The 25,013-nt window shown below is 62.2% G+C and carries 25 protein-coding genes and 2 pseudogenes; 23 read left to right on the plus strand and 4 right to left on the minus strand.

Annotation, left to right across the window (positions count from 1 at the left end):
* The first annotated feature begins 29 nt into the window (after positions 1–29).
* The 8 genes and pseudogenes from ACZYOF_RS02520 to ACZYOF_RS02555 all read left to right on the plus strand — a co-directional run bounded on the left by ACZYOF_RS02520 (position 30) and on the right by ACZYOF_RS02555 (position 8,582).
* The gene (locus tag ACZYOF_RS02520) at positions 30–965 is read left to right on the plus strand and encodes a branched-chain amino acid ABC transporter permease (protein WP_130576554.1); all 936 of its coding nucleotides are present in this window, start codon (positions 30–32) and stop codon (positions 963–965) included.
* Entirely contained in the window at positions 962–2,740 is a 1,779-nt protein-coding gene (locus ACZYOF_RS02525) for a branched-chain amino acid ABC transporter ATP-binding protein/permease (protein ID WP_463714692.1), read from the plus strand. Before ACZYOF_RS02520 ends, ACZYOF_RS02525 begins: the two co-directional genes overlap by 4 nt.
* Positions 2,727–3,434, plus strand: coding sequence for an ABC transporter ATP-binding protein (locus ACZYOF_RS02530; protein WP_463714693.1), 708 nt, complete (start codon positions 2,727–2,729; stop codon positions 3,432–3,434). The genes ACZYOF_RS02525 and ACZYOF_RS02530 overlap by 14 nt, the downstream gene beginning before the upstream one ends.
* A gap of 32 nt (positions 3,435–3,466) precedes the next feature.
* Positions 3,467–4,703, plus strand: a pseudogene (locus ACZYOF_RS02535) (ABC transporter substrate-binding protein).
* A 36-nt stretch (positions 4,704–4,739) separates the two neighbouring features.
* A pseudogene (locus ACZYOF_RS02540) lies at positions 4,740–5,956 on the plus strand (ABC transporter substrate-binding protein).
* A gap of 54 nt (positions 5,957–6,010) precedes the next feature.
* Positions 6,011–6,781, plus strand: coding sequence for an SDR family oxidoreductase (locus tag ACZYOF_RS02545; protein ID WP_130576543.1), 771 nt, complete (start codon positions 6,011–6,013; stop codon positions 6,779–6,781).
* 85 nt (positions 6,782–6,866) lie between these two features.
* Positions 6,867–7,580 carry a GntR family transcriptional regulator gene (locus ACZYOF_RS02550; protein WP_130576541.1) on the plus strand — a complete coding sequence of 238 codons (714 nt, stop codon included), beginning with the start codon at positions 6,867–6,869 and terminating at the stop codon, positions 7,578–7,580.
* A gap of 27 nt (positions 7,581–7,607) precedes the next feature.
* The gene (locus tag ACZYOF_RS02555; protein WP_463714694.1) at positions 7,608–8,582 is read left to right on the plus strand and encodes a tripartite tricarboxylate transporter substrate-binding protein; all 975 of its coding nucleotides are present in this window, start codon (positions 7,608–7,610) and stop codon (positions 8,580–8,582) included.
* 11 nt (positions 8,583–8,593) lie between these two features.
* Here ACZYOF_RS02555 and ACZYOF_RS02560 read toward each other — a convergent pair whose 3' ends face one another.
* Positions 8,594–9,226 carry a GntR family transcriptional regulator gene (locus ACZYOF_RS02560; RefSeq protein ID WP_463714695.1) on the minus strand — a complete coding sequence of 211 codons (633 nt, stop codon included), beginning with the start codon at positions 9,224–9,226 and terminating at the stop codon, positions 8,594–8,596.
* A 125-nt stretch (positions 9,227–9,351) separates the two neighbouring features.
* Here ACZYOF_RS02560 and bioB point away from each other — a divergent pair, with 125 nt between their 5' ends.
* Genes bioB through ACZYOF_RS02580 form a run of 4 tightly spaced genes read left to right on the plus strand, consistent with a single transcriptional unit; the run spans position 9,352 to position 13,479 of the window.
* Positions 9,352–10,362 carry a biotin synthase BioB gene (gene bioB / locus ACZYOF_RS02565; RefSeq protein WP_463714696.1) on the plus strand — a complete coding sequence of 337 codons (1,011 nt, stop codon included), beginning with the start codon at positions 9,352–9,354 and terminating at the stop codon, positions 10,360–10,362.
* Positions 10,363–10,409: 47 nt separating this feature from the next.
* Positions 10,410–11,564, plus strand: coding sequence for an 8-amino-7-oxononanoate synthase (locus ACZYOF_RS02570; protein ID WP_463714697.1), 1,155 nt, complete (start codon positions 10,410–10,412; stop codon positions 11,562–11,564).
* Positions 11,561–12,193, plus strand: coding sequence for a dethiobiotin synthase (gene bioD, locus ACZYOF_RS02575; protein WP_463714698.1), 633 nt, complete (start codon positions 11,561–11,563; stop codon positions 12,191–12,193). Before ACZYOF_RS02570 ends, bioD begins: the two co-directional genes overlap by 4 nt.
* Positions 12,190–13,479 carry an adenosylmethionine--8-amino-7-oxononanoate transaminase gene (locus tag ACZYOF_RS02580; RefSeq protein ID WP_463714699.1) on the plus strand — a complete coding sequence of 430 codons (1,290 nt, stop codon included), beginning with the start codon at positions 12,190–12,192 and terminating at the stop codon, positions 13,477–13,479. The genes bioD and ACZYOF_RS02580 overlap by 4 nt, the downstream gene beginning before the upstream one ends.
* Before the next feature lie 39 nt (positions 13,480–13,518).
* Here ACZYOF_RS02580 and ACZYOF_RS02585 read toward each other — a convergent pair whose 3' ends face one another.
* Complete coding sequence (locus tag ACZYOF_RS02585; RefSeq protein WP_463714700.1) at positions 13,519–15,021, minus strand: UbiD family decarboxylase; 1,503 nt, start codon at positions 15,019–15,021, stop codon at positions 13,519–13,521.
* A 117-nt stretch (positions 15,022–15,138) separates the two neighbouring features.
* Here ACZYOF_RS02585 and ubiT point away from each other — a divergent pair, with 117 nt between their 5' ends.
* The 4 genes from ubiT to ACZYOF_RS02605 are packed head-to-tail and all read left to right on the plus strand — an operon-like array spanning position 15,139 to position 18,046.
* A complete protein-coding gene (gene ubiT, locus ACZYOF_RS02590) occupies positions 15,139–15,675 on the plus strand; it encodes a ubiquinone anaerobic biosynthesis accessory factor UbiT (RefSeq protein WP_282527855.1) in 537 nt (178 codons plus the stop codon).
* 2 nt (positions 15,676–15,677) lie between these two features.
* Positions 15,678–16,655: a ubiquinone anaerobic biosynthesis protein UbiU gene (ubiU, locus tag ACZYOF_RS02595; RefSeq protein ID WP_463714701.1), complete on the plus strand. Its 978-nt coding sequence runs from the start codon at positions 15,678–15,680 to the stop codon at positions 16,653–16,655.
* A 56-nt stretch (positions 16,656–16,711) separates the two neighbouring features.
* Positions 16,712–17,659: a ubiquinone anaerobic biosynthesis protein UbiV gene (gene ubiV / locus ACZYOF_RS02600; RefSeq protein ID WP_463714702.1), complete on the plus strand. Its 948-nt coding sequence runs from the start codon at positions 16,712–16,714 to the stop codon at positions 17,657–17,659.
* Between the two features lie 33 nt (positions 17,660–17,692).
* On the plus strand, positions 17,693–18,046 hold the full coding sequence (locus ACZYOF_RS02605) for a hypothetical protein (RefSeq protein ID WP_463714703.1): 354 nt from the start codon (positions 17,693–17,695) through the stop codon (positions 18,044–18,046).
* A gap of 55 nt (positions 18,047–18,101) precedes the next feature.
* On the opposite strand, the gene ACZYOF_RS02610 is transcribed toward ACZYOF_RS02605, so the two are convergent.
* Complete coding sequence (locus ACZYOF_RS02610) at positions 18,102–18,821, minus strand: Crp/Fnr family transcriptional regulator (protein WP_245475593.1); 720 nt, start codon at positions 18,819–18,821, stop codon at positions 18,102–18,104.
* Between the two features lie 187 nt (positions 18,822–19,008).
* Between ACZYOF_RS02610 and ACZYOF_RS02615 the strand changes: the two genes are divergently transcribed.
* The 7 genes from ACZYOF_RS02615 (at position 19,009) to ACZYOF_RS02645 (ending at position 24,546) form a co-directional block, all read left to right on the plus strand.
* On the plus strand, positions 19,009–19,659 hold the full coding sequence (locus ACZYOF_RS02615) for an alternative oxidase (RefSeq protein WP_130576524.1): 651 nt from the start codon (positions 19,009–19,011) through the stop codon (positions 19,657–19,659).
* A 46-nt stretch (positions 19,660–19,705) separates the two neighbouring features.
* Complete coding sequence (locus ACZYOF_RS02620; RefSeq protein WP_463714730.1) at positions 19,706–20,113, plus strand: putative zinc-binding protein; 408 nt, start codon at positions 19,706–19,708, stop codon at positions 20,111–20,113.
* 48 nt (positions 20,114–20,161) lie between these two features.
* Complete coding sequence (locus ACZYOF_RS02625) at positions 20,162–20,302, plus strand: hypothetical protein (RefSeq protein WP_463714704.1); 141 nt, start codon at positions 20,162–20,164, stop codon at positions 20,300–20,302.
* Positions 20,303–20,475: 173 nt separating this feature from the next.
* Positions 20,476–21,402 carry a lactate/malate family dehydrogenase gene (locus tag ACZYOF_RS02630; RefSeq protein WP_463714705.1) on the plus strand — a complete coding sequence of 309 codons (927 nt, stop codon included), beginning with the start codon at positions 20,476–20,478 and terminating at the stop codon, positions 21,400–21,402.
* Positions 21,403–21,583: 181 nt separating this feature from the next.
* On the plus strand, positions 21,584–22,924 hold the full coding sequence (locus tag ACZYOF_RS02635; RefSeq protein ID WP_463714706.1) for a cytochrome-c peroxidase: 1,341 nt from the start codon (positions 21,584–21,586) through the stop codon (positions 22,922–22,924).
* Positions 22,925–23,051: 127 nt separating this feature from the next.
* Positions 23,052–23,720, plus strand: coding sequence for an ABC transporter ATP-binding protein (locus ACZYOF_RS02640; protein WP_463714707.1), 669 nt, complete (start codon positions 23,052–23,054; stop codon positions 23,718–23,720).
* Positions 23,710–24,546, plus strand: a complete 837-nt coding sequence (locus tag ACZYOF_RS02645) for an ABC transporter permease (RefSeq protein WP_463714708.1) — start codon at positions 23,710–23,712, stop codon at positions 24,544–24,546. Before ACZYOF_RS02640 ends, ACZYOF_RS02645 begins: the two co-directional genes overlap by 11 nt.
* An 82-nt stretch (positions 24,547–24,628) precedes the next feature.
* On the opposite strand, the gene ACZYOF_RS02650 is transcribed toward ACZYOF_RS02645, so the two are convergent.
* On the minus strand, positions 24,629–25,012 hold the full coding sequence (locus tag ACZYOF_RS02650) for a hypothetical protein (RefSeq protein WP_245475590.1): 384 nt from the start codon (positions 25,010–25,012) through the stop codon (positions 24,629–24,631).
* Position 25,013 lies beyond the last annotated feature (1 nt).

The following is a 25,013-nucleotide window of genomic DNA, read 5'->3' on the forward strand; positions in this document are numbered from 1 at the left end:
CTTGTCTCTGCACCGCGGAGACCTCGCTGATGGAAGGATTTCTGCAAGCCCTCGCCGCAGGCCTGCTGATCGGTGCGGTCTACGGCCTGATGTGCGTCGGACTTGGCCTGATCTTCGGCGTCATGCGGGTCATCAACTTCGCCCATGGCGATTTCATGATGCTTGGCATGTATGTCGCCTTCTACCTGTTCACCGCCGCTGGCGTCCAGGCCGTCTTCGGCAATGCTGTCGGGCCGTTCATCGCGATCCTGCTGGCTGGTCCGGTGCTCGCGCTGTTCGGCTATTTCGTTCACCTTACGCTGATTTCGCATGTGTCGGGCACGCGCACCGCTTCGCTCGAGGGTGAAGGTCACTACGCCCAACTCATCCTGACGCTCGGCATTGCGCTGATTCTCCAGAATGGCGGCCTCATCATCTTCGGATCGGTGCTGGCTTCAATCCGCACGCCACTGTCGAGTTCGGCCTGGGAACTCGGCCCATTCTTCGACATGAGCATCTTCATCAACAAGGCGCGCGGCATCGACGCCGTCGTCTCGCTGTTGATCATGACGCTGCTGTCGCTGTTGATCACGCGGTCTCGGATCGGCAAATCGCTTCGTGCCGCCGCCGACAATCCAACCGCCGCGACCTATATGGGCATTGATGTCGACCGTGCCCACCGCACCGCCTTCGCGCTCGGCTCCGGCATCACGGCCATTGCCGGCGGCCTGCTCGCCACCAACTATCCGTTCCATCCCTTTGTCGGGCTCGACTACGTCATCGTCATGTATGCCGGCGTCGTTCTCGGTGGCATGGGCAGCATCATCGGCGCCTTCTGGGGCGGCATGACGATCGGGCTGGTCCAGCAGATGTCGACACTGATCTTGCCGACGCAGTTGCAGAACGCAGCGATTTTTGTCGTGTTCCTCCTCATCATTTTCTTCCGTCCGCAAGGCTTCTTCGGGCGCATGGTCGAGAGGACATGACCGTGCCCCAATTGCGCTTGCTGGTCCCTGCCCTCGTCTTCACGATCGCTTATGCGGCGATCTCGCTCGGCGTCACCAACTCGTACTATCAACTGGTTCTGACGCTGGTTCCGGTGTGGGCGGTCTTCGGGCTGTCCTGGAATCTGCTGAGCGGATACACCGGACTGATCTCGTTCGGGCACGCAGCCTTTTTCGGGATCGGCGCCTATACGACAGCGCTCGGACAAATCTACTTCGACCTGTCGCCTTGGCTCCTGATTCCGGTCGCCGCAATGCTTGGCGGCATTGCCGGGCTGCTGATCGGATTTCCGACTTTTCGCCTGCAGGGCCACTATTTCGCGTTGGCGATGTTGGCCTATCCGCTCGCCATTCTCTACGTGTTCGAGTGGCTCGGCTTCCAGGAAGTCACGCTCCCGATCAAGCGCGACGCCCCGATCGCCTATATGCAGTTTGCCGATCCCCGGCTCTACACCTTACTGGCGCTGGCGATCATGCTTGCCACGATCCTGCTGACGCGCCTCATCGAACGTTCCCGCTTTGGCATGGCGCTGCTGGCAATCAAGCAGAACGAGGCCGCAGCCGAAGCCGCCGGCATTAATACGCTGGCTTGGAAGCTGCGTGCGATCACGCTCAGCGGCGCGATAGCCGCCGCCATCGGCGCATTCTATGCGCAGGTGCTGCTGGTGGTCACCCCGCAATCGGTGTTCGGCATGCTGGTGTCGGCGCAGGCGCTGACGGTCGCCATGTTCGGCGGCGTCGGCACGGTCTGGGGACCAGTTATCGGATCCGTGATCCTGATCCCGCTTGCCGAGATCCTGCATGCCGAGGCTGGCGCACGCTTCCCTGGCATTCAGGGCGTGATCTTCGGATTTGCCATCGTCTGCGTCATCCTGGTCGCTCCGGAAGGATTATTCTGGAAGTTGCGAGATCTCCTGCGCAAGCGGCTTGCACCAAAGGCAGCCGCGACGCTGGATGATTCGCAGGCCCCGGCAACAACCGTGACGGCGTCGCGGCCGGCTCGACAGCGCGCCGCAAACGGCGAAGTTGTGCTCGAGGTCCGGAACCTCTCGCGCTCTTTCGGCGGCTTGAAAGCCGTCCAGGACGTCAGCTTCAAACTGCACAAGAACGAAATCCTCGGCATCATCGGCCCGAACGGCGCCGGCAAGACGACGCTGTTCAATCTCCTGAACGGCTTCCTGCGACCGAACCAGGGCGAAGTGTTGATTGACGGCCGCAACATGTCCGGCGAGCGGCCGCATACCATCTGCGAGGCCGGCATCGGCCGCACCTTCCAGGTCATGCGTCCATTCCTGCGCATGTCGATCCTCGACAACGTCGTGGTCGGCGCCTATGTGCGCGCACGGACTGACGAAGAGGCGCGAAAGCTTGCCGCTGACGCGATAGCGCGCGTCGGCCTCGCCGCGGTGGCAGACCGCGTCGCCGGCGAGCTCTCGACCAAGGAACTGCGACTGATGGAGCTCGCTCGCGCGCTCGCAGGGCAGCCGCGCATCCTGTTGCTCGACGAGACGCTCGCGGGCCTGGGCCATGGCGAGGCGGACGAGGTCGTCGCCGTGATCCAGCAGCTTGCCCGCGATGGCATGACGATCGCCATCATCGAGCACACGATGCAGGCGATGGTTCGCCTGGTCGACAGCTTCCTCGTACTCGACCATGGCGCCGTCATCACCGAGGGCGAGCCGGAGGTGGTCACGCGCGACGGCCGCGTGATCGAGGCCTATCTCGGCAAGAAGTGGATGGCCCATGCTCCGCATTGAGGGATTGAGCGCGGGCTATTCGGCAAAGCCCGTCCTGAACGGCGTATCCATCAATATCGATGCAGGTCAGTTCGTCGCCATCGTCGGACCGAACGGCGCCGGTAAGACGACCCTGTTCAAGACCATTTCTGGCATCCTGAAGCCGAGCGGGGGCGGAATCTCCTTTAATGGTGTCGATCTCCTCGCGGTACCGCCTGCGCAGCGGGCCCACCTTGGTATCGCCCACGTCCCCGAAGGCCGGCAGGTTTTCCCTTCGCTGACCGTGATGGAGAACCTGGACATGGGCGCGATGACCGAGAGCGGCCGGCGCGACTGGGCGGCGAATATCGAGCGCATCTTCGCGTGGCTGCCGGTGCTCGCGGAACGCCGCGGCCAATTCGCGGGCACCCTGTCCGGCGGCCAGCAGCAGATGCTCGCGATCGGGCGCGGGCTCGCTTCCTCGCCAAAACTGCTGATGCTGGATGAGCCCTCGATGGGGCTTGCACCATCGACCGCCGATTTCATCTTCGAGCGGCTGATCGAGATCCGCCGCCAGTCCGGCCTGACCATGTTGCTGGTCGAGCAGCGCGTGGCGGAGGCGCTCGAGTCCGCGGATCACGGCTATGTCCTCGAGGCCGGACGCGTCGTGCTCGAAGGCAACAACGAAACCCTGCGCGCCGACGATCGCGTGCGCAAGGCCTATCTCGGCATGTGACGAGCCAACGAACAATGGAGAGCGAGAACAAGATGAACAAGACGACCAAGGGATTGACCCGCCGTAGCGTGCTGTCGGCTGCCGCCGCCGTCGGTCTCACGCGGGTGGCGCGCGCACAGCAACCGGCTGAGGTCAAGGTCGGCCTGATCGTACCGTTGTCCGGCATCTATACCCGACCGGGCCAGGTGATGAAGATGGGCGCCGAGATGGGCATCGAGCACATCAATGCGCAGGGCGGTGTCAAGGCGCTTGGCGGCGCGAAGCTGAAGCTGGTCGTGATCGACTGCGGCGATACCACCGAGAAAGCCAAGAACGCAGCGCAGCGCATGGTGGCGCAGGAGCCCGACCTTGTCGCCGCCACCGGCGCCTATCTCTCCTCTTTCACTTTGGCGGTCACCGAGGTAACCGAGCGCGCTGAATTGCCGGTGCTGACGTTGTCCTATTCGGATCTGCTGACCGACCGCGGCTTCAAATACATCTTCCAGACCGCGGCAACCGCAAGCCGTCAATCCGAACTCGGATTGCCGACGCTGATGAAACTGGCCGAAGCTGCATCCGGCAAGCGGCCGAAAACCGTGGCGATGTTGATGGACAACACCGCGACCTCGGTCGCAACCGCCAAGGCGCTCAAGGAAAAACTGTTCGCGCAGGAAGGACTGCAGCTCGTCGTCGAGGAAGTCTGGACGCCACCCCTGTCCGATGCGACTCCTCTGATCCAGAAGGTCCGCTCCGCGAAGCCGGACCTGCCTGCTCTTCATGCCCAACGCTGTATCCGACGCGAAGCTCGGGCTTGAGAAAATCAGCGAATTCGGCCTCGGCCAGGGCAAGGTCCCGACCGTCTCCTTCAGCATCACCATCGCAGAACCGGACATGCTGCAAAGCGTCAGCCCCGACGTCGTGCAGGGCATCATGACGATCGTCGCAAACTGGGGGTCGAAGGGTCATGAGGATCTGATCGCGGAGCTCAAGGCCAAATACAAGGAGCCCTGGATGACACAGAATGTCATCTCGACCTATGGCGACATGTGGCTGATGAAGGAAGCGCTGGAGAAGGCCGGCAAGGCTGATCGCCAGGCCGTGGCGCAGGCCTTCCGCACCGTGGATGCCGGCCCGTCGAAATACTATCCGGGCGGCCAGCTCAAATTCGACGAGAAGGGCCGCCGAGTCGGCGCCGGCGTCGTCATCGTGCAGTGGCAATCGGGCGTGCCTGTCACCGTCTATCCGCCCGAACTCGCGCAATCGCAGCCGTTCTGGCCGAAGAAATCCTGATGGCAGCCTCGTGACCATTCGCGGAGGAGAATCGTCATGACTGGGAAGAACCGAACCGCAGTGACGCGGCGAACGCTGCTTGTGGGCGCGTCCAGCACGCTGATCCCATCCCGCGCGTGGGCACAGCAGCCCTCGGAAGTGAAGGTCGGCTTGCTGGTGCCGATCTCCGGGCTCTATGCGCGCCCGGGGACGGTCATGAGTGAAGGCGCCGAAATGGCTGTCGATCACATCAATGCTCAAGGCGGCATTAAGGCGCTCGGCGGCGCCAAGCTGAAACTGCTGGTGCTGGATTCCGGCGACACCACGGAAAAGGCCAAGAATGCCGCCCAGCGCATGGTCGCGCAGGAGCCCGACCTGGTCGCGGCGAGCGGCGCCTATCTCTCCTCGTTCACGCTCGCCGTCACCGAGGTCACCGAGCGCGCCAACCTGCCCGTCCTCACTCTCTCCTACTCGGACCTGATCACCGATCGCGGCTTCAAATACGTTTTCCAGACCTCGGCAACGGCGGGCTCGCAGGCTCGTCAGGCGTTGCCGCAGATCATCAAGCTGGCGGAGACGGCTTCCGGCAAGCGGCCGAAGACGGTTGCGATCCTCACCGACAATACGGCGGCGTCCACCGCATCCGCGAAATCGATGCGCGAGAGCCTTTTGGCGGAAAACCAGTTGCAGTTGATCGTCGATGAGACGTTCACGCCGCGCTGGTGCAGAAGATTCGCTCCGCGAAACCCGATCTTCTCTTCTTCCTGCCGACGGTGATTTCGGACGCGAAACTGCTGCTGGAAAAGATGAACGAATTCGGTCTCGGCCAGGGCAAGGTACCGACTATCTCGTTCGGCATCGCGATCGCCGAACCGGACATGCTGCAGACCGTCAGCCCCGAGCTGCTTCAGGGTGTCCTGACCTGCGTCGCAAGCTGGGGCGCCAAGGGACACGAGGCGCTGATCGCCGAGCTGAAGATCCGCTACAAAGAGCCGTGGATGACGCAGAACGCGATCTCCACGTATGGCGACATGTGGGTGATCAAGGATGCGCTAGAGAAGGCCGGCAAGGCCGACCGCGTTGCCGTCGCCGAAGCCCTGCGCAGCATGGATGCCGGTCCCTCGAAATACTACCCGCTGGGTGAGATCAAGTTCGACGAGAAGGGCCGTCGCGTCGGCGCCGGCATGACCATCGTGCAGTGGCAGTCTGGTGTGCCAGTGACGGTGTTCCCGCCCGAGCTCGCGCTGGCGCAGCCGTTCTGGCCGAAGAGCTGACAACGCCACCCGCAGTGACGCCGAACTCGACAAGAAATAGGGAACCGCCGCGCTATGAAGGACAAATGGGCACTCGTAACCGGGGCGACCGCCGGCCTGGGATTGGCGGTGGCGGAAAGCCTTGCCGGCGCGGGGGCCAATATCGTCCTGCATGATCTCATCGTGCCGAACGAATCCGCGGACCGGTTGCGCGCCCGGTTCGGCGTCGAAGTGATCGCTGCGGGAGCCGACCTGTCACAGCGCTCCGCCATCGAGGCCATGCTGGCCGACCTGCTTCGTCGCTGCGGCGCGATCGATATCCTCGTCAACAATGCCGTGGTCCGGCATTTCGCGGCAGTCGAGCGCTTTCCGCCGGATCAATGGGAGCGCGCGCTGGCGGTGAACGTGTCCGCGCCCTTCCATTTGATCCGCCTCGCACTGCCCGCCATGAAGCAGCGCGGGTGGGGCCGCATCATCAACATGGCCTCCATCTATTCGACCCGAGCAGTCGAAGGTCGCATCGACTACGTCACCACCAAGACGGCGATCCTCGGCATCACCCGCGCCGTAGCGCTGGAGACCGCGCGCACCGGAATCACCTGCAATGCGGTCGCCCCGGGGACGCTGCCGACCCCCGCCATCCAGAGCAAGATCGCTTCCATTGCGACCAAGGATGGCGAGACGGTGGACCGCGCGACAGAAAAATATCTCTCGGAGCGCCAGCCCTCCGGCCGGTTCATCGGGATGGAAGCCGTTGGCGCCCTGGTGGTGTTCCTCTGCAGCGCTGCCGCGCAGGACATCACCGGGGCCAGCCTGCCGATCGACGGAGGCTGGTCGATCGCATGAACAAACCGATCTCGAGAGAGCGACAAATGCTGATTCTGCCGGTAAATCGCTGGTGAACCCGCGATAGAACGAAGGCATCTCGCAAATGGACCGACGCGCCGAACTGCAGTCCACGCTTCGCATCGAAGACGTCCCGACCGTCAGGAAGATGGTCGCACAAAAGCTGCGCGAGGCGATAATGTCCGGCACGCTCAAACCCGGCCAGCGGCTGGTCGAGCGCGAGCTGTGCGAGATGATGGGCGTCAGCCGCCCCTCGATCCGGGAAGCGCTGCGGCTGCTGGAGGCTGACGGGCTGGTCAACACCATCCCCCACCGCGGCCCGGTGGTCAGCCGGATCAGCCTCGAGGAGGCCCGGCAGCTCTATGCCGCCCGTGCGGTGCTGGAGGGATTTGCAGGCCGCGAATGCGCCCGTCTGCACGATCCCGAAGTGGTGCGCCGGATCGGCGATGCTTTGACCCGGCTGAAGACGGCGGCCGCGAAACAGGACCTCACCGGGTGTCTCGAGGCCAAGACCGACTTCTACGGCGCGCTGATCGGCGGCTGCCGCAACGCCTTTATCGAGCGCATGCTCAAGCCGTTGCATGACCGGATCACGCTGCTGCGGATCACCTCGATGTCGCAGCCGAAGCGGATCAACAAGAGCTTGCGCGAGGTCACGGCGATCTGGCGCGCGATCCAGAGCGGAGACGAGGAACTCGCCGAACGCTGCTGCGTCGATCATGTCAAGGCGGCGGCTGTCGCCGCGCTCGACATGATCGAGCGGACATCGGCCAAGGAAATGACGCTTCCCGACCCATAGGCGAAGCGCAAAGGGAGGGAGTGCGTGATGATGTCTTTGGTACGATCGCTGATCCTGCTTCTGCTGCTGTCACCATGCGCGACGGCATTCGCGCAGGACTATCCCTCCCGCCCGATCACCATGATCGTGCCCTTCTCGGCCGGCGGTCCTGGTGACGTGATTGCGCGAATTCTCGGCAGCGCAATGAGCGCGACACTGAAGCAGTCGATCGTCATCGAGAATGTGGTCGGCGCCGGTGGCACGCTGGGCACTAACCGTGTCGCCAAGGCGCCGCCTGACGGCTATACGCTGCTGCTGATGCATGTCGGTCAGGCGACCGCTCCGTCGCTCTACGCCAAGCTTCCGTTCGATCCGGTCGGCGACTTCGCCATGATCGGCCTCGTCACCGACGTGCCGATGATCCTGGTCGCGCGGCCGAACTTTCCCGCCAAGGATCTGAAGGAATTGGTCGGGCGGATTCGCAGCGACGGCGACAAGATGACGTTCGGCAATGTTGGCCTCGGCTCCGCCTCGCAACTCTGCGGCCTGATGTTCATGAGCACGACCGACACCAAGCTCACGTCCGTCTATTACAAGGGCGATGGGCCAGCGCTCAACGACGTCATCGCCGGCCATATCGATGTCTATTGCGATCCGGCTACAGGGCCGACGCCCTATATCCAGTCTGGCACCATCAAGGGCTATGCGATCACCAGCAAGAAACGCGTCGCGACGCTGCCGGACGTTCCGACTTCGGCGGAAGCCGGCATTCCCGCGTTCGATGTGACCACCTGGTATGCCCTCTATGCGCCCCGCAACACTCCGAAGCCGGTGGTCGACGTGCTGGTCAGCGCCCTGCAGACGGCCCTCAAGGACCCGCCACTCGTCAGCCGCTTTGCTGAGCTCAGCATGACCCCGGTCGAAACCGAACGCGCAACTCCCGAAGCGCTCGAAGCTTTCCTGAAGGCCGAGATCGACAAATGGGCGCGGATCATCAAGGCTGCGGGAATCGAGCCACAATAGGACACTTCCGCTCACGAGGCGGGAATTGCGAGGCGCTCGATGGTTTGGATGTGACGGGCGAGCAGACCACAGGCCTGATCGAGATTGCGCGCTCGCAGCGCTTGCAGGATCAAGCGATGATCCTGATTGGACCGCGGTCGCCAGCCGGCATTACGCGCCATTGCGAACACCAAGCGCGAATTTGCAAGCTGCAAACCGTCGAGGCTGGCGAGCAGTCGCGGCATCGCACAGGGCGCCACCAGCGCGTGGTGAAAGGCGCGGTTGGCAGCCTCAAAGTCCTGGATCGTCTCAGCGTTGTCTCCCTCAATCAGCGCCAATTCGATTCGCGCCAAATGAGCTGACGTCAGTTTCGGCGCGGCGTTCCGCAACGCGACGACTTCGAGCGCTGCACGCATCTCGGCAATTTCCTTCACCGAGTTGGTATCGAGCGGCGCAACGCGCACACCGCGACGGGGCACAGCGACAACAAGATGTTGAGCTTCCAGTTGCCGAAACGCCTCGCGTACCGGGACGTGGCTTGAACTGAATTCCCGCGCAATGTGGTCCTGCCGGAGCGGCGCATCCGGCTGCAATGCGCCGCTGATAATGCGCGCCCCGATTGACTCGGCAATGCGCCCCGCTGTCGTCGTGTTCTCGCCGGCCATCATAGATTATCTATCATAAAAACGAGTGCATTTGCGTACGGCCTCGGCTAGCGTTGGTCCCAAGGCACAAATCATAGATAATGACCGAAATTATCTATGATAAAGTTCGAGAGAGGGCAAGTCTTATGGTTCATGCCGTGGAGGCGAAAGGGAACAACAGCCGCAACATCGAGGCGGTCCGCACCGACTGGGACCGCGCAGAGGCCGAAGCGCTCTACGCCCTTCCCTTTCCCGACCTGATCTTTCGTGCCCAGAGCATTCATCGCAAGCATTTCGATCCGAACCATGTCGAAACGGCGAGCCTGCTCAGCATCAAGACTGGCGGCTGTCCGGAAGACTGCGGCTACTGCTCACAGAGCGCACATTACGACACCGGCCTGAAGGCCACGCGCCTGATGGACCACGCGGATGTGATCGCAACCGCTGAGCGCGCCAAGGACGCCGGCGCCACCCGCTTCTGCATGGCCGCCGCCTGGCGCAATCCGAAAGACCGCGACCTCGAGAAGGTCTGCGATATGGTCAGCGCGGTGAAAGGCCTCGGCATGGAGACCTGCGTCACGCTCGGCATGCTGACGCCGGGCCAGGCCGCGCGGCTCGCCGAAGCCGGGCTCGACTTCTACAATCACAATGTCGACACGTCGCCCGAGTTCTACGACAAGATCATCACCACCCGCACCCTGCAGGATCGCATCGATACGCTGACACACGCGCGCGACGCCGGCATCAAGGTCTGTTGTGGCGGCATCATCGGCATGGGTGAACGCGTTGATGACCGGCTGGGTATGCTGGTTCTGCTCGCCAATCTGCCTGTTCATCCGGAGAGCGTGCCGATCAACCTCTGGAACGAGGTCAAGGGCGTCCCGGTCAACGACATCGCCGAGCGACCCGATCCGATCGCGCTGGTGCGGCTGATCTCGGTCGCCCGTATCCTGATGCCGAAGAGCGTGGTGCGGCTCTCCGCTGGACGACAGTACATGACCGACGAGCTGCAGGCACTCTGTTTCCTCGCCGGCGCTAACTCGATCTTCATCGGCGACGTCCTCCTGACCACCAAGAACCCGCAGCGCGATCGCGATGCGAAGTTGCTGCAGCGGCTCGGCATGACATCCCGGCTTGGCCAGAGCCACGTCGCTTAGTCTGCTGTCAACTCGCCCAACTGATTGCTTGTCCGGGACTCGAGGCAATGAACGCAATCCATACGGACAAGACTGTCAGCTATCACACCGCCTTGCAGGCCTTGAAGGACGATGACCGGCTGCGCGGCCTCAAGCCGCGTGCAGGTATCGATTTCGTGTCGAACGACTATCTTGCACTGGCGAGCGCGCCGCGCATGAGGAACGCCGTCGCAGCCGCACTCGAGGCAGGCACACCGATCGGAAGCGGCGGGTCACGGCTTCTGCGCGGAAATTGCGAGGAGCATGAACAGCTCGAGGCAGAGGCTGCCAGGTTCTTCGGAGCCGAGACGACGCTATTTTTCGGCGGCGGATATCTGGCAAACCTTGCGCTTCTGACAACGTTGCCGCAACGAGGCGACCTTCTCGTCCTCGATTCTCTCGTTCACGCGAGTATTCATGAAGGAGCACGCTCTGGCCGGGCCGGATTTTGCGAAAGCGCCCACAATGATCCGCAATCGATTGAAGACAGGATTCGCGACTGGCGGGCAAAAGGCGGAACAGGCCGCGTTTGGATCGTGGTCGAAAGCATCTACAGCATGGACGGCGATTTCGCGCCGCTTGCGGAACTCGTCGCGATAGCAGACCAGTACGATGCATTCCTGATCGTGGATGAGGCTCATGCCACCGGCGTCTACGGTGCGCAGGGTCGAGGACTGACCGCCCCCTATGAGGGGCGCGAAAACCTGATCGTCATTCATACCTGCGGCAAGGCACTGGGTGCAGCCGGAGCAATCGTCACTTTGACCCGCGTGCTGCGCGACTTCATGGTCAATCGTTGCCGTCCGTTTATCTTCGCTACCGCTCCGTCACCCCTGATGGCTGTTGCTGTGCAGGAGGCGCTATCAATCCTGCAGCAGGAACCTGACCGGCAGCAACGTCTGGCCAGCCTGGTCGCGTTCACGCATCGAGAGCTCGCCGTGCGCGGCAGCCGAAGTCCTTCACGCTCGCAGATCGTGCCCTATATCGTTGGCGACAATGCCCGTGCGATGGCTTTGGCGGCTGCGTTGCAGGCTCGAGGCTTTGACATCCGTGGAGTCCGACCGCCAACCGTACCGGCAGGCACGGCACGGTTGCGGATCTCTATAACCCTCAACGTCGGCGAAGATGATGTGCGGGCAATGCTCGATGCCCTGTCCGAAGAGACAAGGGCCACGTCCCCATGAGCGAGCGGATCGTGGTGACTGGCACGGACACCGGGATCGGCAAGACAGTGTTCGCGGCAGGACTCGCCGGCTTTCTCGGCGCCAAATACTGGAAGCCTGTTCAAGCGGGTCTCGACGAGGAGACTGATTCTGAGCACGTCGCGCGGCTGGGCGGCCTCTCCTGCCATCGCATCGTGCCAGAGCGTTACCGTCTTAAGACACCCGCTTCGCCCCATCTGGCTGCCGAGATTGACGGACTTGGCATCGATACGGAGTCGCTCCACGTGCCTGATACCGGCACGTGCCCGCTTGTGATAGAAGGTGCGGGCGGGCTGATGGTGCCGCTTAGCCGCAGCGAGCTGTACATTGACATTTTTGCGCGCTGGCAGCTTCCGGTCCTGCTTTGCGCGCGCACCACGCTCGGCACCATCAATCATTCGCTGCTGTCGATCGAATCCCTGCGACATCGCGGGATCGATATGCTCGGGATTGCATTCATTGGCGACGAAAACATCGATACCGAGACCATTATCTGCAGGATCGGACGGATACGGAAGCTTGGACGGTTGCCCTGGCTTTCCCCTTTGAACGCAGACGCGTTGCGGACCGCCTTCGAAGACTCATTCAACCGCGATGATTTCAAGCCATGATGCACGAGAAGCAGTCGCGAATCTGGCATCCATTCACCCAACATGCGCTGCAAGGCGCGATGACAAAGATCGTGCGCGGGGAAGGCGCCTATCTTTATACCGCCGACGACCGTCGTATCATCGACGCAATCGCATCCTGGTGGGTGGTGACGCACGGCCACTGCCATCCGCAAATCGTAAGCGCTATTCAGAAGCAGGCAGAGCAGCTCAACCAGATTATCTTTGCTGGCCATACCCACGAACCGGCGGAAGAGAGCGCTGCGCTGCTTCTGAAATTGGCCCCCCGTGGCCTCGATTACGTCTTTTTTTCCGACAGCGGCTCGACCAGCGTGGAGGTCGCGCTGAAAATGGCGCTCGGCTACTGGCACAACATCGGCGAGCCGCGCTCGCGCATTGTCGTGATGCAGCACTCCTACCATGGCGACACGGTGGGTACGATGTCGGTCGGGGCACGAGGTGTGTTCAACGCGGCATACGAACCATTGCTGTTCGATGTCACCTCAGTGCCATTTCCAGAGTGCGGTCATGAACAGGCGACGCTTGACGCGCTCGAAGCTGCGTGCCGCAACGAAAATCCGGCAGCCTTTATTGTGGAACCGCTGATCCTGGGCGCGGGCGGGATGCTGATGTATCCTGCGTGGGTGCTGAGAGAGATGAAGCGGATCTGCGAGGCGTCTAATGTCTTGTTTATTGCCGATGAGGTCATGACTGGCTGGGGCCGGACGGGAACATTGTTCGCGTCTGAGCAGGCGGACGTGTCGCCCGACATCGCCTGCTATTCCAAAGGCCTCACTGGCGGATCGCTTCCGCTCGCCGTGACACTCTGCCGCGCCGATATCTTTGACGCCCACTATTCGAAAGATCGCGCGCGCACGTTCTTTCATTCGAGCTCATACACCGCCAATCCGATCGCGTGCGCCGCCGCGAAAGCGAACCTGGATCTTTGGCAAGAACCGGAAGTTCGAAAGCGCATCGCATCCGTGGCAGCAATGCAAGAAGAAGGAATTGAATCGTTTCGCGCGGACGCACGCTTCAACAACGTTCGCCGGGTCGGCACCATCACCGCGCTTGATTTGGCAGTCCCCGACGGGGGCTACCTCGCTGACATTGGTCCGAAGCTTCAAGCCTTTTTTCGCGACCGAAATCTCCTGCTGCGGCCGCTCGGCAATACGATCTACGTTATGCCGCCTTATTGCGTCACAGCGGCCGACCTCAATGAGATCTATGTCGGCATCAGCGATGCCGCCGATGCGCTAGTCTCTGGGAAGTCAGCTGGGATTTCTTGAGGACACTATAGCCAGCATCGCGTCGAAGATCGGCAAGGCTTATCCACCGAGACCCAGGACCGGCCACATGGCGTCGACGCGTGCCACCACATCTGGGTCCATGGTCAGCACCTCGCCCCATGCACGCTCGGTTTCCGGCGGCATCTTTGTCGTTGCATCGATTCCGAGTTTGCCGCCAAGACCTGGTTTTGGCGAGGCGAAGTCGAGGTAATCGATCGGGGTATCGGCAAGCGTGACGAGATCACGCGAACTGTCGCTGCGCGTAGCAACCGCCCACATCACGGAACGCCAGTCGCGGATATCGATATCGCCATCGACGACGATGAGAAACTTGGTGTAGGTGAGCTGGGGCAGCATTGACCACAGCCCGAGCATCACGCGCCGCGCCTGCCCTGGATAGCGCTTGGAAATGGCCGCAACCGCGATCCGGTAAGAACACGCTTCCGGCGGGAGCCAGAGGTCGATAACTTCCGGAAACTGCTGTTGTACCAGAGGCAGGAACAGATGATTGAGCGCCTCGCCGATGCGGGACGGCTCGTCCGGCGGACGTCCGGTGAAGGTCGAGAGATAGATCGACTTGCGCCGCCGGGTCACCGCCGTCACGCGCAACACAGGAAACTCCTCGACGGAATTATAATAGCCGGTGTGGTCGCCATAAGGACCCTCGGGCGCCGTTTCCGTCGCGGACACATAACCCTCGATGACGATTTCGGCCGTGGCGGGCACCGAGAGCGGAACGGTGATGCAGCGGACCAGATCCAGCCGCTGCCCGCGCAGCATGCCAGCCAGCCGCAGTTCGGAGATCGCTTCCGGCGCAGGCAGGACCGCAGCCAGGATGGTCGCAGGATCGGCGCCGATGACGATGGCGACCGGCATGTCCCGGCCAAGCCTTTTCCACTGATCGTGGTGACGGGCACCGCCGCGATGCGGCAGCCAGCGCATGATGGCGCTGTCGCGGCCCAGCACCTGTATCCGGTAGACTCCCATGTTGTCCTGGCCCAAAGCGGCAGGCTCGGGCGGCGCAGTCATGACCAGCGGCCAGGTGATCAGGGGCGCCGGCTCTCCGGGCCAGCAGACCTGGGCCGGCAAAATGCCGAGGTCTATGGCGTCGCCGGTTGCGATACATTCCTGCGCCAGCGCCGCTGAAATCGTGCGCGGCCGGGTCGCCAGCGCGGCCCGTGCAAGGGGAAGCTTGCGCCATGCGTCGATCAGGCTTTGCGGCGGCCGGGGCGCGCGCAGTTCGGCCATCAGTTCGCCAAGCTCCCTCAGCCGGTCCGGCCGCACGCCAAATCCCCAGGCCACCCGTTCGATCGTACCGAAAAGATTGGTCAGCAGCGGCATATCCGAAGGAGCCCCATCCGCCCTCACCGGCTGTTCGAACAGAAGGGCCGGTCCTTCCGCGCGAAGAACGCGACGATGGATTTCCGTGATGTCGTGCACCACCGACACCTTCTCGCGAATGCGTCGCAATTGCCCCTTGCTCTCGAGAAAAACCAGGAAGTCGTGCAGTTCCTGAAAATTCGGCACGTCGCGACCTAACAAGAGGCTTCTCCTTAAGACACAGAGACTCCTATGCAGCAAAATTCCAGGTCTTCTTTGTTCTTGCACAAACAACGCTCGTGATCATCGCTCTATCCTGACGGAATGAACTTTTCGAAAATGACCTCGCCTGCGCCGTCACCGTTGCCGGTGCCTCCATTGCTGGCGCTTGCTGTGCGCCCGTTGCCGCTGCTGCCGCTTCAGACTGTACTCACGGTCGTGCTGCTTCGCATTTGCAGGGAACATCCGAGGATGTTCGACAGGCTCGGCGAGCATGCCCGAAAACGATTTGGCATCAAGCCGACCGATCTGCCCTTTGGCTTTCTGCTCGAGCCCGCCCCTTCCCGCCCGCGGCTGTCGGTGGTGCGCAACCTGCCGGACGATGTTGACGCTCGGATTTCCAGTCCGTTAGCCGGGCTATTTGGTCTGATCGAAGGCAGCCTTGACGGCGATGCATTGCTGTTTTCGCGCGACCTCGTGGTGGAAGGTGATGTCGAGGCGGTGCTCGCGCTTCGCAACGCGATTGATGACGCGCAACTCGACCCGGTGGCGGAGATCGCCAGCATATTCGGACCACTGGCCGAACCATTGAAACGCACGTTGCAAATTGCTCGAACGGTGGCCGGCGCCTCAAATCGATCGCACAAAGGGATTTGACGATGGAGCTGATCTGTCCCGCGGGCACACCAGCCGCATTGAAGACCGCGATCGATGCCGGAGCCGATGCGATCTATTGCGGCTTCAACGACGAGACCAATGCACGAAACTTTCCGGGTCTGAATTTCAGCCGCGCCGAACTCTCCGATGCGATCGCGCTTGCACATCGCCGCGGCGTGAAGGTCCTGGTCGCCATCAACACATTCCCGCGCGCGGGCGCCGTCAGTCTCTGGCATCGGGCGATAGACGACGCTGTTGCGGCCAAAGCTGACGCGCTAATCCTGGCCGATGTCGGCCTGCTGGAATATGCAGCGCGCCGCCATCCTGCCCAACGCTTGCACGTCTCGGTGCAGGCGGCCGCCGCCAACGCGGATGCCATCGCTTTTTACGCCGAGACATTCGGCGCCCGTCGCGTCGTCATGCCCCGCGTCCTGAGCGTCGCGGAAATAGCTGGCATCGTCCGCGAGATCACCTGCGAGACCGAAGTGTTCGTCTTCGGCGGCCTTTGCGTGATGGCTGAAGGCCGCTGCTCGCTGTCGTCCTATGCCACCGGGCAGTCGCCGAACATGCAGGGCGTATGTTCACCCGCAAGCCATGTCACCTATGAGCAGGAGAACGGCAGGACGAAGTCGCGCCTAGGTGGATTCACGATCAACAGCTTCGAGATCGGTGAAGCCGCCGGCTATCCGACGCTTTGCAAAGGTCGCTTCACGACCAAACACGGCACCGGTTACATCTTCGAGGATCCCGTGAGCCTTGACGCTGCAACCTTGCTTGCCGGGCTGCGCGACGCCGGCGTTACGGCGCTCAAGATCGAAGGGCGCCAGCGCGGCCGAGCCTATGTCGAGGGTGTCGTGCGGCACTTCCGTCAGGCTCTCAACGCGCTGGACTCCGGCCTGCCGATCGATGCCGGGCAACTTATGCCATTCACGGAAGGTCAGGCTACGACCGTAGGTGCCTATCGCAAGACCTGGAGGTGAACGTCCCAGCCGTCTTTGTTGAATGACTAGAGAAAACCGACCGGAGGAATGGTTTCATGCAGCTCAGCCTCGGCCCAGTTCTTTATAATTGGGCGCCGGAACGCTGGCGCGACTTCTACTTTCGCATTGCGGACGAGGCGCCGGTCGACACCGTCGTGATTGGAGAGATCGTCTGCTCGAAGCGATCGCCCTTCATCGCTCCACATCTGCCTGCGGTCGTTGAGCGGCTCCGCGCCGCCGGAAAACAAGTCCTGCTCGGCTCCCTGATCCTGACCTCGCTGCCGCGCGAGCGGCGGCAGATGGCCGAGCTCGTCAATACGGCAGAGCTCCTGGTCGAGGTGAACGATCTGACCTGTCTCAAGCCACTTGTCGGTCGCTCTCATGCGATCGGTCCGTTCATCAACATCTATAACGAGGCCAGCGCCGCGTTCCACGCCCAGCGTGGCGCGACAAGACTCTGCCTCCCGCCGGAGCTGCCGATGTCGTCGATCGCGGCGATTGCTGCCGCGCTTCCCAGCATCCTGATCGACATATTCGCCTTCGGTCGGGTGCCTCTGGCAATCTCCGCCCGCTGCTATCACGCGCGCCTTCACAAGCTGACAAAAGACAATTGCCAGTTCGTCTGCGAGCGGGACCCGGATGGACTGATGCTGAAGACGCTGGATGGCGCTGACTTCCTGACGGTCAACGGCGTCCAGACCCTGTCGTCCACCTGCGCCAACCTGCTGGGCGACGCCGATGCCTTGCGCGAGGCCGGCGTCGGGTCATTTCGCCTCTCGCCGCAGGATTGCGACATGGTCGGGGTCATCAGCACCTTCCGCGCGGTCCTTGATGGCCGGGAGGATGCCGAGAGCGGAACGCGACGTCTCGCGCAGCTTTATCCGGACGTGCACTTTTCCAACGGGTTTCTCCACGGAGTAGCCGGCTTTCTCTCCGTGGCACCCGACGCCCGCACCAACCAGCGACCCGGATTCCGTGAACCGATCAAACCGCACATGCTCTAGCAACACATGCTCTAGCAACCTTTGGGGCCCCATATGGCGATTGCAGCACGGTGCCTACCGCAGGACGGAACCATCGATGTCGTCAACCGGCTGCGGCATGTTCTCACGCAGGTTAACCTGGACTGCACGTGTCAGGATTCTCTGGCTGGGGCCCTCGATCGATTTGCGACGCTTGAAAAGCGCCGCTTCTCCCGGCGGCAGCTTGTCCAGGCACGCGACTGCAGAAATCAAATCGCTGCCTTTCTATCGCTTCTATCGGAGCTTGACGCGCTTACCGAGAGCGAACCTGACCGGACCGTGTTCAGAGAAATGGAGCTCGTATTTTCCGAAATCGTCGATTGTGCCTTCGCCGGAGTGTTGGCATTGAGGCAAATCGCAACGGAGTAGGCAGCCACCCGCACCAGCGGAACGTGAATGCTAGATTTGGACCGCAAGGCCCGAACTATTCCTCCTCGTCCGCGATGGCCACGAGAGCATGCGGCTTGCACAGGACCACGCGGCACCGCCCGCAACTGACGATGCCCCGCTCTTCCCAGGCGCTAAGCGTCCTGCTGACGGTATGCAGGGTGGTCCCGACCATTTCGGCGAGGTCACGGCGGGACAGCGGAAACGCGATCTCGATGCCGCGCGCCGTGCGGCGCCCCGACTGGTGCGCCAGACGAAGAAGGGTATGACCAATCCGCCGCTCGACCCGTTCGGTCGACAGTTCACGCACACGGATCTGCATCTCGTGATACCGCTGGCCCAACAGCGTGAGGGCGTTGATGGCAACGACGGGATAACGCTCCATGATCTGTCTGACAATGGCGCTCGTCCAGCCGATCAGATGACTATCGTCCACTGCGGTCACCGTGCCGGGATGGGTATCACTGCCCACAAGTGCCGCGTAGCCCGCAACCTCTCCCGGACCAAGATAACGGATGATAATCTGCTGACCGTCCTGGGCCATCTGCGACGCCCGCAACCGGCCCGCAATCACGACAAAAAGGGACGTCGTGCGGTCGCCCTGTTGAAACAGGATATCGCCGGCGGCAAGACGCCTTCGTCCCGCTGAAGCCTGAAGGAATCGGAGCGCCTCCGGAGGAGTCCCCTGAAACAGTTCGGTCCGGGCGAAGAGATCCAGGTCCGGAGAGTAATCCATGCCGCCGACTTCATGCTGCACATCTGGCGGTGTACCTCCGCTGTCACATAGTAGTGTGCGGCAACGCCCTCCAATTTGAGCCAGCGCAAATAGTTGGATCGATTATTCCCAATAATACCAAGGCTTGTCATACAAGAGGAAAGCCCCTGCCCGCCGTCCCAAAGACGGGGCGACTGATGCCGAGGCGTGCCCTAACACGGGATCGAAAATGCTGCTCGTCAACAAGACGGATCTGTTTCGACATCGCGTGCCAGACACCCTGGCTGACCGAATTGCGCTGGGCATCGTGCGCGCGGGCACATCGATGGCCGGCGCCCTCTTTGGCGGTCGATACGGCCATCGTGTCGTTGTGCTCGAGACCGTGGCCGCGGTCCCGCCGATGGTCGCCGCAACGTTGCTGCATCTCAAATGCCTGCGCCTTATGCTCGACGATCGCGGCTGGATCCGGACCTTCATGGACGAGGCGGAGAACCAGCGCGTTCATCTGATGTCGTTTATTGCGCTGGCTCAGCCTCGCGCCTGGGAACGTATCCTGATCGCCATCGCGCAAGCGGCATTCTATAATGCTTTTTTCATTCTCTACTTGATATCCGCCCGGACAGCGCATCGCCTGGCCGGATATTTCGCCGAGCAAGCGGTCCGGGGTTACTCGGAATATCTCATTCGACTCGGATCTGATGATCGCAGCAGCGATGCGGCACCCGCATCGGCCATCGCGTACTGGGATTTGCCATCCGATGCGGATGTCACTGACATGATCCTCGCCATGCGCGAGGATGAGGCCATCCACCGCGACCTGCACCATGCCTTCGCCGACGCGCTGGCGGCAGGTCAGGCATTTCCACGCGGCAACGCCTGAGGCGATTTTTCTGGCTCAATTGGTGACCTGCGAAAAGGAACGGGAAATGGCGCGACGAACCGATCTGCCCCTTGTGTATTCCTGCTCTGGCTGTTCAAGCGCCGCTCAACTGGCGAACCATCTCGCGATTCGACTGGATCGAACCGGGAAAGCGGAAATGTCCTGCATCGCAGGGGTCGGAGGCGACGTTCCTTCGCTTGTACGAGTTGCGACCTCGGGGCGACCAATAGTCGCGATCGACGGTTGCGCGCTCAAATGTGTTCAGAGTTGCCTGACGCGACACGGTGTCCAAGCAGCAAGCCATTACGATCTCACGCAGTTCGGCGCAAAGAAGCGATTCAGGATGGATTTTGATCCTGCTCATGACCAGCTATTCGAACGCATCGTCGACGATCTGTCACAGCGATTCACTGCCGCAGAGGCCTCCGAGAGGTCCGCCGAGAATCGTACGTAGTTCCAGCTTTTCGCCTCGGCCGGTCAAATGCGGATGCGGCTATTCGCCGTGGGTCCACTCACCCGCGCCGCGTTCTGGGAGATCATTGCGATTCCCGATATCCGCACTCAATGCGCCACGCTCGCCGCCCTGCTCGCCACCCGAGACGAGGAACGGCAGTTCGAGCGTATCGGCGCGCAATCGCCTTAGCTGGTGAATTCATCCGCACGACGGACTGTCGTCTGCCTCATGCGTTGGCCTTTCAAATAAGCACGACACTTGCGATGAAGCACCGGTGCACTCGCTTTATAGCTCGGCACGCTGCCACTATACTCATGTGGCGGAAGGGCCTTTGTCCGATACCTGCGCAGGAGCAATAGAGCATGCGGAAAGTCGGAATTGTCGGGGCCGGCGCGGTCGGCGCCGCCTGCGCGATGGCGCTAAGTCTTCGGCGCAGCGCGGACGAAGTCGTCCTCGTGAACAGAACACCGGCAAAGAGCGTCGGGATCGCCACGGATATCACCTATGGAGCGGCGATCGGCGACGTGACCGCCGTTCGCAGTGGCGACATCGCCGATCTGACCGGTTGCTCGGTCGTTCTCCTCACTGCCGGCGTCAACGAAAAGACCGGAGGCGCAACCGACCGGAGCGACAAGGAAGGCCGTCTGAAGCTCCTCACCGCCAATGCCAAGATCTACAGGGAACTGGTTCCTGCCATCGTCGCTGCCGCGCCGGATGCCGTGATCATTGTCGTCACCGATCCGCCGGACCCGCTCACCGATGTCGCCCGCGACGCTGCCGGGCATGAACGCGTGTTCGGCACCGGTACGTTCCTTGACAGCCTGCGCTTCCGGACTCATCTTGCCCGTCACTTCGGCGTTGCTCCAACCGCCGTAGATGCTCTCGTGCTCGGCGAACACGGCACTTCGAGCGTCTTTCTCTGGTCCTCCGCCCGAATTGCAGGCAGTCCGGTCGAGACACTTTTCGATCGACCGGCGGAAACGAAAGTGCAGATTGAACGGGATGTCCGGCAGGCCAACATCACGATCATCGAGGGGATCGGCGCCAGCCAGTACGGGATCGGAATCGTATCCGCCCGGATCGCCGAGGCGGTCCTCGGGGATGAGAAGGTTGTTCTTCCGGTGTCGAGCCCCCAAAAAGCATTTGAGGTCAGCCTCTCCCTGCCCTCCGTGATCGGAGCAGCCGGTGTCGAGCGCGTTCTCACGCCGCAGATGAGCCAGCAGGAACAGGCAGCGCTACGCGCGAGCGCGCAGCACATCGCGGACGCGTCTGCCCGTCTGACGCAGTAGAACGATCGCTTCCGGGCCGTGCGTTCGTTCGGACAAACCTGCGTGCGGATCGGAAATACAGGCCACCGCCACACGTTTACCGCAATAGCGGTGCCTTGCGAATGCCGAAGGGACGGCCGACCGCCCACAAGGTCGTGCCTCGCCTCCTCGCGAGGACGAAGTTGTCCTGAATCCACCTTCTTTGGAATATCTGCTCAGCGCAACGGCAAAGGCATATCGGATGCGCGCCACGTCATTCGCGGCCTTGTTACTCCTGTTGCCTACTCTGTCGGCGACTGCGGCTTCGACCGTCAGCGAAGATACCGGACCACCGCCGGCGCTGGAGCCGGGCAAGGCACCCCCACTGCCCCAGCAGGGGCCGCTCGCTGAGCCCCGCTCGTCAAATCAGGTCGGCTTTCCCGCGGCGCTGACGGCATCGGCTATCCCACCAGCCAGCCCGCTTACGCCTGCCGCGGTTGCGTTGGGTGAGAAACTGTTCTTCGACGGCCGGCTGTCGGATGACGGCACCGTCGCGTGCGCCACATGTCACGATCCGGCGCGCGCCTTCACCGATGGACGGCCCGTGTCGATCGGAATCCATGGCCGTGCCGGACAACGCAATGCTCCAACCGTGCTGAACGCACTTTATAACAAGACGCAGTTTTGGGATGGCCGGGTCGACACGCTGGAGCAGCAAGCGGCCCTGCCGATCACCAACCCGTTCGAGATGGGTTCGTCCAGTATCGCTGCTGCCGTGTCCAGGATCGCTGGCGACAAGGACTATCAAGTGCAATTCATGCAGGCCTTCGGCCGGGACGTGAACGAACAGGACCTGCTGCGCGCGATCGCGACCTATGAACGGACACTGGCGTCTTTCGATTCTCCGTTTGACCATTTCATCGCCGGAGACGCCGGCGCTATCAGCGACTCGGCTAAACGCGGCTGGGAATTGTTCAATACCAAGGCACGCTGCAACCTTTGCCACGCCTTGGCGGACAACAAACGCGACGTGACTGTCTTTACCGACAACGACTTCCACAACATCGGCATCGGAATCCTCCGGCACCACGTAGGTCCCTTGGCGCAGCAGGCGGAACGCGAGCTTGCGCAAGGACGCCTGCCGGATGTCGACGCCGCGGCGATCGCGAGCGAGATGTCGGTCCTGGGACGTTTTCTGATCACGAAACGGCAGAGCGACATCGCCGCATTCAAGACGCCTGACTTGCGCAATATACTGGTGACGGGGCCCTACTTCCACGACGGATCGATGCAAACCTTGTGGGACGTCGTCGATCACTACAACAAGGGCGACGGCCGCGCCGACCCCTGGCTCGACGAAGACATCCAGCCGTTGGCCATGACGGAGGCCGAGATTGATGATCTGGTCGCGTTTCTTGCCTCGCTGACAAGTTCTCCATACAAGGAGGCCAGCGACCACGAATATGCGCGGCAACTCGCGTTATCCAGGGTTGATCGCCCACAGCGAGACACCGCGCGGGCTTTCGGCCCGAAGCCGTCGCAGCCGAAGCCGCCACCATTTTGATGGATCAGCGCATTGCGTCGAAAGAGGCCCCGTGACGAACCCTGCCCTATCGAACGATCCTGACGACGCGACCGCGTTCGCGCGCGCATCCCGCCAAGGCGAGAACCGTCCTCAGCCAGCGATTGCGATGCTGGAAACCAGGCATCTGTCGCGGAGCGTCGGACAACGCCTGCTCGTCAATGACATCAGTGTACAAGTCTCGGCGGGTGAGATTCTCGCCGTCGTCGGCGCGAGCGGGGCCGGGAAGTCATCGTTCCTGCGGCTGCTCAACCGGCTGGACGAGCCTACGGCCGGCACGGTTCTGCTGACGTCTACGGACTACCGGTCAGTTGCGCCGCAGGAGTTGCGGCGGCGCGTCGGCATGGTCATGCAAACGGCCTTTCTGTTTCCCGGCACAATCTCTGCGAACATCGCTTTCGGACCGCGCCAGCGCGGGCAAGTCATGGCGCCGACGCAGATCGCAACGCTGCTCGAGCGAGTCGGCTTATCCGGATTCGCCGACCGTGATGTCGGCAACCTTTCCGGCGGCGAGGCCCAGCGCGTGGCGCTGGCTCGAACGCTGGCGAATGCTCCTGAGGTTCTGCTGCTCGACGAGCCGACCTCCGCGCTCGATGAGGCGTCCGTGCGCGGGGTCGAGGAGCTCATTCTCGGCATCATCCGAGAACGGCGAATGGCCTGCGTGATCGTCACGCACAACCGTGAGCAAGCCATCCGTCTCGCGGACAGAACCATGATCATGGAAGCGGGCCGACTTGTCGCGATCGGCGCAACCAGGGAGGTGCTGCATGCTGACTGAGTTGGAGAGCAGCATAGGCAGCGAAGTGTTGATGGGCCTTGCCCAAGCCGCCGGCGCCATCGCGCTGTGCGCCGCCGTGGTGGCGCTTTGCCGGTGGCACGCCGTCCGCGTCGAGCGCGAGGCCGCCGTATCGATGGCACGTGGACTCATACAGATGGTTCTCGTTGGGATGGTGCTGGCGGTGTTGCTCCAAGGCAGCTTGCTGATCGGCACTCTTATCCTGCTGATGATGACGGTCGCTGCGGCATTCACGGCAGCTCGCCGCCTCCAGAAAATGGAAGGCGCGCTGCTGCTATGCTTCTGGGCGATCGTCGCCGGCGCCGGAACCGTGATCGCGGCGATGCTGGTGACCCGGAGCCTTCGGGCCGACATCGCGATCCTCGTGCCTGTCGGCAGCATGATCATCGCCAATGCGATGAATGCATGCGCGCAGGCGGCCGAGCGCTTCCGGGCCGAGATCGTCGCCCATGTCGGACAGATCGAGGCAAGCCTCTCGCTGGGCGCAGAGCCCGCCGTTACGGTTACGCCTTATCTTCAGAGCGCGGTCTATGCGAGCCTTCTGCCTCGGCTCGATATGCTGAAGTCTCTCGGTTTGGTGTGGATCCCCGGGGTCATGGCCGGCATGATGGTCTCCGGCGCGAGTCCGGTCTACGCCGCCATCTACCAATTCGTGGTCGTTGCCATGATCCTGGCTGCGTCGGGGATTACCGGCCTCGTCGCCACCCTTCTCATGCGGTCCCGCGTGTTTACTTCAGCGGCACAGTTGGCGCTTCGGCCTGCGGAAGCGTCAACGTCGAGCCCTACGGCGACGCGGGCTCATCCGTAAGCCGGGCAGGCTCGGTCATCGCGCCCCCTGCGCGAACTCGTTCGGTCATGTCAGCACAAGTTGGTCGAACTGCGCGGTCGATTCAACTCATGCTGCCCGGCATGAAGCATCGCGGTTTCGGATGACCATCTTGATAGTAGGGCCACACCATCGTCCGCCCCGAGAGGTTCGGCCCATCTACGACAGCTTCCCTGGGAACGTCGACCCATTCGCCATCGATGCGCACCCGATAGTGACCATCCTTGCTTTCCCAATCGGCGTCATCGACGCGCTTCGCATCTGTGCCGTCACAGCATGGGCCCTTGCCGCTGTGCAAGCTCTCATACCAATGGTTCAATTCGGGGTGCCCAGAATCGTGAGCGCGGGCGGACCCGAATGCAAAAATTGACAGCACGACAGCAAGAATAAGAAGCGCTGGCTGCTTGCAATCCGTACTCATTCCACGACCAATCTGTGCTGCGATCATA

The organism is Bradyrhizobium sp. LeoA1Lang (assembly GCF_055413685.1).